The following is a 9,011-nucleotide window of genomic DNA, read 5'->3' as shown; positions in this document are numbered from 1 at the left end:
ACGCTCCGCGCGGATGCCGTGAACTTCTTAAACAAACCGCAGTGGGGCAATCCTGTCACCGATATCAATTCCTCGACTTTCGGCCGCATCACTACCGCCACTGGAAGTCGAACTGTGACGCTCAACGCTCGTATCGATTTTTGAAACGCTGAAACGCTGAAACGCTAAGGAGGATCTAGATGAAGAAAAGTGTAGTTGTCTTGTTTGCTCTGGCGCTTGGAGTGACGGCAGCGGCTATTCCCGCGCTGGCGCACCATTCGTTCTCGGCAGAATTTGATGCCAACAAACCTGCAACCGTGCAGGGCATTGTCACCAAGATTGATTGGACCAATCCCCATGTCTGGTTCTACGTGGACGTGAAGCAGCCCGATGGCACCGTCCAGAACTGGGGCTGGGAAATGGGACCGCCGCACGGCCTGCAGGGTCGCGGATGGACACGCACGACCATGAAACTGGGCGACGAAGTCAAAATTAATGGCACACTCGCGAAGAACGGCAGCAATCGCGGCAATGCCCGAGACGTTACGTTGGTGAGCACCGGCAAGAAATTTGGTGCGGCATCCAGCGAAGGCGAAACACCGTAGTTTTTCCTAACAAATCTGGTGCGGCCGGAACAACGTCAACAATCCTACGACGTTGGTTCCGGCTTTCCAGGGGAATCGTAAGTCCGGAATATCAGCTTTGGTTCTTCCGTTCGATGAAGCAGCCAACCGCTTGAGTTTCCTTAACCTGGATCGCCTTGCCCGCTCGTACGCTTTCCAACGCATCGAATAAATAATGTTGCGTGATGACCGTGCGATGCTGGCCGAGCTCCGGCGCCCAGTTGTCGATGGCGCCTTTGTAGACGGTTTGGCCCGTCGCCCCCGTCAGGAAGGCTTCCGGAGTAGTGGTGGCGCCGAAGTAATCGGCGACCTTCGATTGGTCATCCAGCATTGCCGGAAAACCCAGGTGATAGGTTGCGGCGAAGTCGTCCATCGCCTGTTTGGAGATGGCGCCTCCGGAGAACACGCCATAAAACCCGACCCCGGCGGACTCGAACTCCTTGTTCAGATTGTTCAACGTCAGCGTGTAATTCTGGGATAGAGGACAGTCCGGCGCCAGGAAGACAAAGACCGCGCCCTTTTTGTTTTGAAGAAGACTGGCGATGGGATCGGGAGATGGCTTCCGGCAGGCTGCGCATGCCAGGACAACAAGGCAAACCACAAAAACTTTATTCATAGCGCACCGGGACCATCATAACGCCTGTGGGCATCCGCGATTTCGGGATTTATGAACCTCCCGCTCGATTCGACTTAATTCTCCCCCGGCCGCTGCACGTCTTCAATAACCGCCATTTCCAGTGATTCCGTGACCGGGACCAGTTTCAGTCCGAGCTGCTGCTCCATCGCATTGAAGAGCGACTTGTCGCCCTCCGCGGCGCGCTTGTATTCCAGGCCGAAGTCGTAGCGCGCCGCCAAGCCGGTCTTATCGATGATGGGACGATCCAGATCCGGCGCGATGAGGCCGATAAAATTGGCCATGTCCCGATTGAACACGTTGATCCGCACCATCGAGGTGTCCGGGTTCGGGGGCAAGGCCGGATGCAGCCCCGTGCTTTCCTTCAACTTCGGCCCATTCTTGACGGGCACCAGTTCGTAGACGGCCGTTTCCTTCATGCTGGTTTTAAGCTTCAGATGGAACTTCTCGCCGAGCAGTGTCTGAAGCAGTTGCCGCACTTGATCGGTCGTGGCCGGGCCTGTGGTTTTGCCTTCGATATCGAACCAGGAGGTGTCCGCCCAGGCGGGAGCGCCGGAGATCTGGAACTGGCGCAACTTGTAAGCGGCCATCACGAGGCCCGTGACGCTGCCTCTCGTCCCGACATTGTTGCCGCTGATCTGGATAAGACTTTCCACCGGAGTCGGGCTGACGAAAATGGCTTGCGAAAACTGGATAGGTCTTACGGAGACAACGGAGAAAGACACGAGCGCAAACAGCACCTGTTTCATATTTTTAAGTTTATGTTGCAGGCGCGGAGATGACTGCGCGAATTTTGCGGATGTGCGGCGCCCTACGGCGCGGATTGTCTCTCTTTGCAGATTTCGACGATGCAGATGGAATCCACAATTCGATTCGCGGGAGGCACCGGCAGGCTTTTCTCCATCATCAACTTTCGAAGCAGAGCTGCGGTTTCGGGATGTGTCACGGCAGACTGCACGCCGACGCGGACCAGCCCGTCCGCATAGTCGAGCGCCTGCCAGGTGTGGCCGGCGATTTTGGAGACGCTGGTGTCGGTGTCGCGGCTGCCGTGGTCGCGGGTGTCCAGTTTCGCGCCGTGGTCGACCAGCAGCTGAACGACATCGCTCCGGCCTTTGAGTGCGGCGCCCATCAAGGGGGTTCTTCCGTCGCGGTTCACGGAATTCGCGTCCAGGCCAAGGTTCAGGAGCATCTTGACCGCTTCGACGTTTTGAGCGGCCGAGTGCTCATAGGTGACGCCCTCAACCCAGCCGATTCCGGCGGCGGCAGAGAGAGCTGTATTGCCGAAGTCGGTCGCAAACTGGGGATCGGCTCCGTGATCCAGCAGGACCTTGATGAATTCGAGATGATTCATGTCCGGCTGGGGCACGGGGTAGTCGCCGCCTTCGATGTTGCGATTGTCCGTCGCGAGGTAGAGCGGCGTCCACCCGCCTTTATTCTGGAGATTCACGTTCGCGCCGTGTTCGACAAGCCAGGTGGCCAGCTGGTAATGCCGGTTGTTGGTGGCCGTCAGGAGCGGCGTCCAGCCATATTCCGTGGCCTGGTTGAGGTCGGCGCCCGCTGCGGCGAGGGCTTTTGTGATTCCAGGTCACCTTCGCGCGCGGCAAATGTCAACGCCGTCAGACCGCCGCCGCCCCGGCCAACAAGTCCGGCGACCACGGTGTCGGTGTCGCCTGCGGCAGCCTGGGCTTCGGCCAGTTGCTCTCGAACAAGCTTGTTGAATTCCTCGACATTCCGTCCGTTTGCTTCGAGCTGCGGCGTAATGAACTCGAGGATCTGATCCACGCCCGCTCCAAACGACGACGCAGCCTGGGCCACAAACTTCGCGATCGTTGCCAGATCGTCCTTGGCGAAGTCGGGAAGCAGCCGCTGGACCTTTTTCCCATTAGCTTCCTCGAAGGCGAGTTGCTGTTCGTAGGTCCGGTTATTTTTCACCCCTCCGCCCAGCGCTTCATCGCCGTTTCGACATTGGCGACATTCACCTTCTGCGACATGTAGTTCCGCGGCAGCCCGGCCGGACCGGACTTCGCGGCGAAATCGGCGCCCCCGTCGAGTAGCGCTTTCACGGCCGCCGGATGTTTCTGCTCGGCCGCCCACATCAGCGCCGTCGTGCCTCGAATCGGAATTCGCGTCCACGCCTGCCTGGAGCAGACGCCGGATGGCGTCCGGGTTACCGCTGCGCGCGGCGAGCATGACCAGCGTTTCGCCGTAAGGTCCCTTTTGTTTCGCGTTCGCTCCGGCTTTCAGGAGTGTGCCGATCATTACCGGCTTGCCGTAAACCGAAGCCATATATAAAGGTGTGATGCCTTCGCGGTTCCCGGCGTCGGCTGTTGCCCCGGCGTTCAGCAGAAGCCGGGCGGCTTCGAGATCGTCGCGGTAGACAGCCCAATGAAGCGCGGTCGCACCGTCGATCTGCGCGGCATTGACGTCGGCTTTCTGCTGCAGAAGTTTTCGCATAAGAGCCTGGTCGCCGTTCATCACGGCGTCCGCGATGCCGGCGCGTCCGGAAGCAAACACCGGAATCGTCGCAGCGCAAAGCATTAGTATGGCGATGAGTTTGGTCGTGATGCGGTAGGGGTATCTTAATGCAGGGAACATTTCGAAGACAATGAGTGTCTAATTGTCAGATGTCTAACGTCCCTTGGACATTCGACATGTGCATTCGACGTCTGACATCTTTCGGATGATCAGTTTGATTTCAAATCCAGGAGGACCCCACCCAGATCCTCGGCCCGCTCGACCTTGACGAGCACGCCGAAGCCGTTCTTTTCCGGGTCCCGATCCTTCTCGGGCTGAATGACCCGCTCCCAGATCTGTTCGCGGACCGGTCCGCTTTTGTGAAGCGCGGCAGTGCCGTAGAACCGTGCGATCCCGCCCTTGGGCAGAAGTCCCGCCACCCGGAGTTCCGGCTTCCGGAAGAAGACCGTTACTTTGGTACCATCCTGCAGGTTGGCGTTGGTCGTGCCTTTTCCGCGTTCCCAGAAAGCGAAGTGATCGTCATCGAAGACCATCAGGCTGCCCCGCGGCGTCACTTGTGCAAAGCCGCTGGGCAATACCGTCGCGACCAGGCAGACGTTGACTGGAAAAGCTGTATTGATGTGCTCGTGAAGAAGTTTCGGAATCGTTGCCACGGTTTTGTAGCATAACATTGAGTTCCTATGACGATGCCTTCGTTTATCTACGGAACAGCCTGGAAGAAAGAGGCGACCACCGCGCTTGTTCGCACCGCCGTGAATGCCGGTTTCAGGGCCATCGATACGGCCAATCAGGCGAAACATTATTCGGAGTCCCTCGCCGGCGAAGCCCTGGCGGCACTGGCTGCGGAAGGGCACGCGCGCGATTCGTTATTCCTGCAGACCAAGTTCACGCCGCCCGGCGGGCAGGACAACCGCTTGCCCTATGATCCCGATGCTGAGATCAAGACTCAGGTGAGCCAGTCCTTCGAATCATCATTGGAGCACTTGAAAACGAACCGGATCGATTCCTATTTGCTGCACGGGCCGTATAACTATCCGTCGCTGGGCGCGGAAGACTGGGAAGTGTGGGGCGCCCTTGAGGAGATTTATGAATCCGGCCGGGCAGGGATGATCGGCATCAGCAATGTGAATGCGCGCCAGCTCGCGATGCTGGCGGATAAGGCGAAGATCAAGCCGATGGTGGTTCAGAACCGCTGCTTTGCGAATCGCGGTTGGGACAGGGAAGTGAGGAATATCTGCCGCGCGCTGGGAATCATGTATCAGGGGTTCTCGCTGCTGACGGCGAATCCGTTTGTCGTGCGCCATCCACAGGTCCAGGCGATCGCCCGCCGCGCCGGCGCCGGCGCCGAGCAGGTGATTTTCAAGTTTGCAATGCAGGTGGGAATGGTACCGCTCACTGGAACGACAAGCCTGCCGCACATGAAGGAAGATCTGAAAGTTTATGACTTCGAGCTGACGGCGGATGAAGTGGAGTTCGTCGAGAGGGTGGAGGGGTAGACAGGAAGACAAAACCTATTGGAGATTGCATCATTGGAGGTTTCTGCATTTCAAATATAGAAAAGGAGAAACCTCCAATGATGCAACCTCCAATAGAGTTTTAAGAGATCATCACCTTTCGCGGTTGCTGCGAATTGTCTTCCAGGAAGGATTTCTTATTCTCCAGGTCCTTCTCCGTCGGCTGCACCTTTCCTGTTGCGTCCGTCACGCGTGAGACCACCGTATGTTCGCCGGGCATCGCGCCGGTCCAGATGTAGGTAAACAGCTTCCAGCCGTATTTCTCCTTGGTCGACGGATCCATCGTTGCCACCTGCCAGGGCCCATCGTCAACCTTCACTTCGACGGATTTCAGCGGTGTGCCGTCATTCAGCACCACTCCCAGAACCTTATACTTGCCGCCTTCCTTCGTGACGCGAGCGATGAACGATTTCAGCTGCATGTGCGTCACTTCCGTCTCGTTCCAGCGCATCTCGCCGTCGATCATTTCGCCGCGCACCGTTCGATACCAGCGTGTCTGGTATTTGCCCATGTACCGTTCTTCCTGAGCGTGGATTTGCGAGAGCCATTTCACATTCGAGACTCCATACCATCCGGGCACAATCAGCCGTAACGGCGCCCCCTGGAATCGCGTCAGCGGCTCGCCGTTCAGTGCCCAGGCCACGAAGGGTTCAGCTGACAAAGCTTTCTCTCGCGACAGGCTGCGGCCGAAGTTGTAATCGACTTTGTATTTCTGTGTACGGAATTCGACTTCTTCTTCGCCATGATCGGCGCCATAGAAAACGATCTCCCTCGCTGCCGGTTTGAGACCGGCGGAATCGAGAACGGTTTTCAGGGTGACGCCCGTCCATTTACCATTGCCGGACAGGCCCTGCGTCGGGCGGCGGTTTCCGGAACATTCGAATCCCGCGACGAGATCCGTTGCTTTCATTTTCTTGAGTTCATCGAGTGAGATCGACATCGGCTTGTTCACCAGGCCGGAAATTTTCAGGCGAAAGGCCACAGGATCGATCTGCGGATGCGGGTAATGCTGAGTGGTGAAGAACTCGTCTTTGGGCGTGAAGGGACCGTCGATCTTACGAACGTCATAGTTCCGGCGTTCGCCATTGGTGGCGAAGTTTGCATTGGCCGGAATGTCGGTGAATGGCATTACGGTTTCACCTTCCGCCAATGCGGGGAGGGCCCATTCCGGCAGGCCCATCAGGCCGAGTCCGGCAAGCGCCAGACTGCCTTTGAGGATGTCCCGGCGAGTTGTTTGCATCGTCATGTACGGCTCCTTCGTGAGTTTCGAGTCGATTCTGTCACATTTCCGGGGAAGAAGAGTAGCCACAAAAGCCGCAGATTACGCGGATTACGCAGATGGGCGCAAAAAAAGATTCATTGATGCGCCCATCTGCGTAATCCGCGTAATCCGCGTAATCTGCGGCTAAAACAACTTTGACGGATATTGTTTTCGGATGCGGGAGTGATGGCCCAATGAACTTCGCTCGGGAAAATCTTCGCGGAAGTGGGCGCCGCGGCTTTCTTCCCGCGCCAGCGCGCATTCATGAATGATTCGGGCGACGGTAACGAGATTGGAACGCTGGTCCATCTCGCTGAGCAGCTTGATGCCCGTTTTGAGGCCCTCGGCGTTCCGGACGATGCCGGCATACCGCCACGTGATATCACGAACGGCCGGCGGCACTGCCGTTGAGGCCGGAAGGTCCGCCGCCGCAACTTCATTTGAACCCGCGCCGGTTTCGTCCTTCATCGCAGCCGCGGCCCTGCCTCCGAAGACCAGCGCTTCAAGCAGAGAATTGCTCGCCAGGCGGTTCGCGCCATGCACGCCGGTCGATGCGGCTTCGCCGGCGGCATACAGGCCAGACAATGTCGTTTGTCCTGCCAGATTCGTGCCGACGCCGCCCATGAAGTAATGCGCGGCGGGAGTGATGGGAATCGGATTCCGCGTGATGTCCAGGCCGTATTGCAGGCAGGTGGTGTAAACGTGCCGGAACTTTTTCTGCAGAGTCTCGGCGGGGACATGTCTCATGTCGAGGAACACCGCCGCTGCTTCCCGCCCAGTCAGTTGTTTAAAGACGGCCCGGCTCACTTCGTCACGGGTCAGAAGCTCATCGACGAAGCGCTCGCCGTGTTCGTTTACGATCCGCGCGCCTTCGCCTCGCAGAGCTTCCGTCAGCAGAAATCGCGGAGCGCCCGGCAGATTCAGTACGGTCGGGTGGAATTGCACGAATTCCATGTCGCGGAGCTCCGCGCCGGCGCGATATGCGGCGGCCAACCCGTCTCCGGTTGCTGTTTCGGGATTCGTGCTTTGGGAGTAGACGTGAGAACCGCCGCCGGTTGCGAGCAATACGGCGTTTGCAAAGCAGGCGCTGCGCGATCCATCGTGTTCGAATTGAACGCCGGTGACTCGATCACCGTCGACGATCAAGTCCCTAAAGAAAGTAAACGGAGTGATCGTCACATTGGCGGCGCCGCGCAGCCGGGCAAGCAGAGTATCGACAACGACTTTACCGGTCAGGCCGCCGTTGCCGTGAACGATCCGCGCTACGCCGTGTCCTCCTTCACGGGACAGCGACAGGACGCGGCCGTTTTTTTCGAAGTCGGCGCCCCACGCGAGCAGCCGATCGATTTCCGCCGGACCTTCCTGAACGAGCACGCGTACCGCTTCTTCATCGCACAGACCGGCTCCCGCGGCTATCGTGTCGGCATAGTGTTTGCCGACGTCGTCATTCTGGCCGATCGCCGCCGCGATTCCTCCCTGCGCATGCATGGAATTGGATTCGGTGACTTGCGCCTTCGTGAATATCGTGACGCGTCCCGCTTCGGCGAGGCCGATTGCGGCGCGCAACCCGGCGATGCCGCTCCCGATGACAATAAAATCCGTCTCCCGCATTCATATGATGTTGCCATCACTTGCATGTCCCGGGAAAGAGAGCTTTGGCGGCCTCTACTTCGGCAGCGCAAACTATTTGTTATCAGGCCGCACGAAATACTGCGCTTTACTCATATTCCTGGGCACGGCGACGTCGAAGAATCCCACCATCATTTCTTCATACGTCTGATCGCCCCAGGTGACGCTGGTGTGCGGATCCGGATTGTGGGGATTTTTGCTGGAGTTGTCATACCACGCCACGGCCTGCAGGCGGGTTCCGGCCTTCAGAGGAAGAGGTTGAGCGAGGCGGTAGCTGAGCTGCCAGTAAAAGTCGTAGTTCACGCGGAGCAGCGTTTCGATGTTCGCCGCATCGTGGATGATGTTGTACTCGAAACGCTTCCCGCGGAGGTGCATGTGCGGGAAGAAACTGAGCAGCGTCGCGTCATTCGGCAGCGAGCCCCATGCTTCAACTCGGTAGTTATCGGTTTCCGGCGGAATGACAAAGTGGTCATTGGTCAACTGGAGCGTGAGAACCCGCTGCACCGGCGCCTGCCGTGCAAATCTCAGGCCGATCGATGTCTGATCGCGATCGGCGTGGCCGTTGGTCGTGTAGTGCATCTGGAAAACAAGATCGGAGCCCGCAGGAATGAACTTCGCCATTCCGTCAGGCCACCGATCCGGCGAACTGCCCGGCGCGTACACCAGCAGAAGATCGCTGTCGGTCCAGTGTGCTTCATGCTGCAGATGGGGATCGGCCAGGCTCGATGCGGTGAAAGGCTGATTCAGTGGTGCGTTCCGGAGCCACGTCGAATCCGGCGGACGGATATAAACCACGGCGTGGTGTACGTGCTGCCGGCTTGCCGGCCGGATTTCAGACATCTGAATCCACTTGTCTTCCGTAAATCCCGTCGGGACGATTTCGTAGGTGTATTCCA

Annotated in this window: 10 protein-coding genes; 2 read left to right on the top strand and 8 right to left on the bottom strand. The window is 58.2% G+C overall.

All coding sequences use genetic code 11. The features are described from left to right. The first annotated feature begins 179 nt into the window (after positions 1-179). The gene (locus VGK48_03285; GenBank protein HEY2380185.1) at positions 180-584 is read left to right on the top strand and encodes a DUF6152 family protein; all 405 of its coding nucleotides are present in this window, start codon (positions 180-182) and stop codon (positions 582-584) included. A 91-nt stretch (positions 585-675) separates the two neighbouring features. Here VGK48_03285 and VGK48_03280 read toward each other — a convergent pair whose 3' ends face one another. The 5 genes from VGK48_03280 to VGK48_03260 all read right to left on the bottom strand — a co-directional run bounded on the left by VGK48_03280 (position 676) and on the right by VGK48_03260 (position 4,382). Then, positions 676-1,218: a redoxin domain-containing protein gene (locus VGK48_03280; protein ID HEY2380184.1), complete on the bottom strand. Its 543-nt coding sequence runs from the start codon at positions 1,216-1,218 to the stop codon at positions 676-678. Positions 1,219-1,292: 74 nt separating this feature from the next. After that, positions 1,293-1,985 carry a TIGR03435 family protein gene (locus VGK48_03275; protein HEY2380183.1) on the bottom strand — a complete coding sequence of 231 codons (693 nt, stop codon included), beginning with the start codon at positions 1,983-1,985 and terminating at the stop codon, positions 1,293-1,295. A 62-nt stretch (positions 1,986-2,047) separates the two neighbouring features. Continuing rightward, complete coding sequence (locus VGK48_03270) at positions 2,048-2,815, bottom strand: ankyrin repeat domain-containing protein (GenBank protein ID HEY2380182.1); 768 nt, start codon at positions 2,813-2,815, stop codon at positions 2,048-2,050. Continuing rightward, positions 2,743-3,831, bottom strand: coding sequence for an ankyrin repeat domain-containing protein (locus tag VGK48_03265; GenBank protein ID HEY2380181.1), 1,089 nt, complete (start codon positions 3,829-3,831; stop codon positions 2,743-2,745). The genes VGK48_03270 and VGK48_03265 overlap by 73 nt, the downstream gene beginning before the upstream one ends. 89 nt (positions 3,832-3,920) lie before the next feature. Continuing rightward, positions 3,921-4,382 carry a pyridoxamine 5'-phosphate oxidase family protein gene (locus tag VGK48_03260; GenBank protein ID HEY2380180.1) on the bottom strand — a complete coding sequence of 154 codons (462 nt, stop codon included), beginning with the start codon at positions 4,380-4,382 and terminating at the stop codon, positions 3,921-3,923. A gap of 9 nt (positions 4,383-4,391) precedes the next feature. On the opposite strand from VGK48_03260, the gene VGK48_03255 reads away from it, so the two are divergent. After that, the gene (locus tag VGK48_03255) at positions 4,392-5,207 is read left to right on the top strand and encodes an aldo/keto reductase (protein ID HEY2380179.1); all 816 of its coding nucleotides are present in this window, start codon (positions 4,392-4,394) and stop codon (positions 5,205-5,207) included. A gap of 100 nt (positions 5,208-5,307) precedes the next feature. Here the strand turns inward: VGK48_03255 and VGK48_03250 are convergent, their stop codons facing one another. The 3 genes from VGK48_03250 to VGK48_03240 form a co-directional block, all read right to left on the bottom strand. Then, positions 5,308-6,471 (bottom strand): molybdopterin-dependent oxidoreductase, encoded by a 1,164-nt coding sequence (locus VGK48_03250; GenBank protein HEY2380178.1) that lies wholly within the window; start codon positions 6,469-6,471, stop codon positions 5,308-5,310. 159 nt (positions 6,472-6,630) lie between these two features. Then, on the bottom strand, positions 6,631-8,097 hold the full coding sequence (nadB, locus tag VGK48_03245; protein HEY2380177.1) for an L-aspartate oxidase: 1,467 nt from the start codon (positions 8,095-8,097) through the stop codon (positions 6,631-6,633). 72 nt (positions 8,098-8,169) lie between these two features. Continuing rightward, positions 8,170-9,011: thiol-disulfide isomerase (locus VGK48_03240; protein HEY2380176.1), on the bottom strand; the 842-nt coding region annotated here is incomplete at its 5' end.

This window comes from Terriglobia bacterium (assembly GCA_036496425.1).
Lineage (GTDB): Bacteria > Acidobacteriota > Terriglobia > 20CM-2-55-15 > 20CM-2-55-15 > 20CM-2-55-15.
Note: the sequence above shows the minus strand (reverse complement) of the source record. Positions and strands in the feature narration are given on the sequence as shown.

Excerpts from the sequence above, each read along its gene's own strand:
- VGK48_03285 (HEY2380185.1), top strand. The coding sequence starts at position 180 with ATGAAGAAAAGTGTAGTTGTCTTGTTTGCTCTGGCGCTTGGAGTGACG.
- VGK48_03280 (HEY2380184.1), bottom strand. The coding sequence starts at position 1,218 with ATGAATAAAGTTTTTGTGGTTTGCCTTGTTGTCCTGGCATGCGCAGCC.
- VGK48_03275 (HEY2380183.1), bottom strand. The coding sequence starts at position 1,985 with ATGAAACAGGTGCTGTTTGCGCTCGTGTCTTTCTCCGTTGTCTCCGTA.
- VGK48_03265 (HEY2380181.1), bottom strand. The coding sequence starts at position 3,831 with ATGTTCCCTGCATTAAGATACCCCTACCGCATCACGACCAAACTCATC.
- VGK48_03260 (HEY2380180.1), bottom strand. The coding sequence starts at position 4,382 with ATGTTATGCTACAAAACCGTGGCAACGATTCCGAAACTTCTTCACGAG.
- VGK48_03255 (HEY2380179.1), top strand. The coding sequence starts at position 4,392 with ATGACGATGCCTTCGTTTATCTACGGAACAGCCTGGAAGAAAGAGGCG.
- VGK48_03250 (HEY2380178.1), bottom strand. The coding sequence starts at position 6,471 with ATGACGATGCAAACAACTCGCCGGGACATCCTCAAAGGCAGTCTGGCG.
- nadB (HEY2380177.1), bottom strand. The coding sequence starts at position 8,097 with ATGCGGGAGACGGATTTTATTGTCATCGGGAGCGGCATCGCCGGGTTG.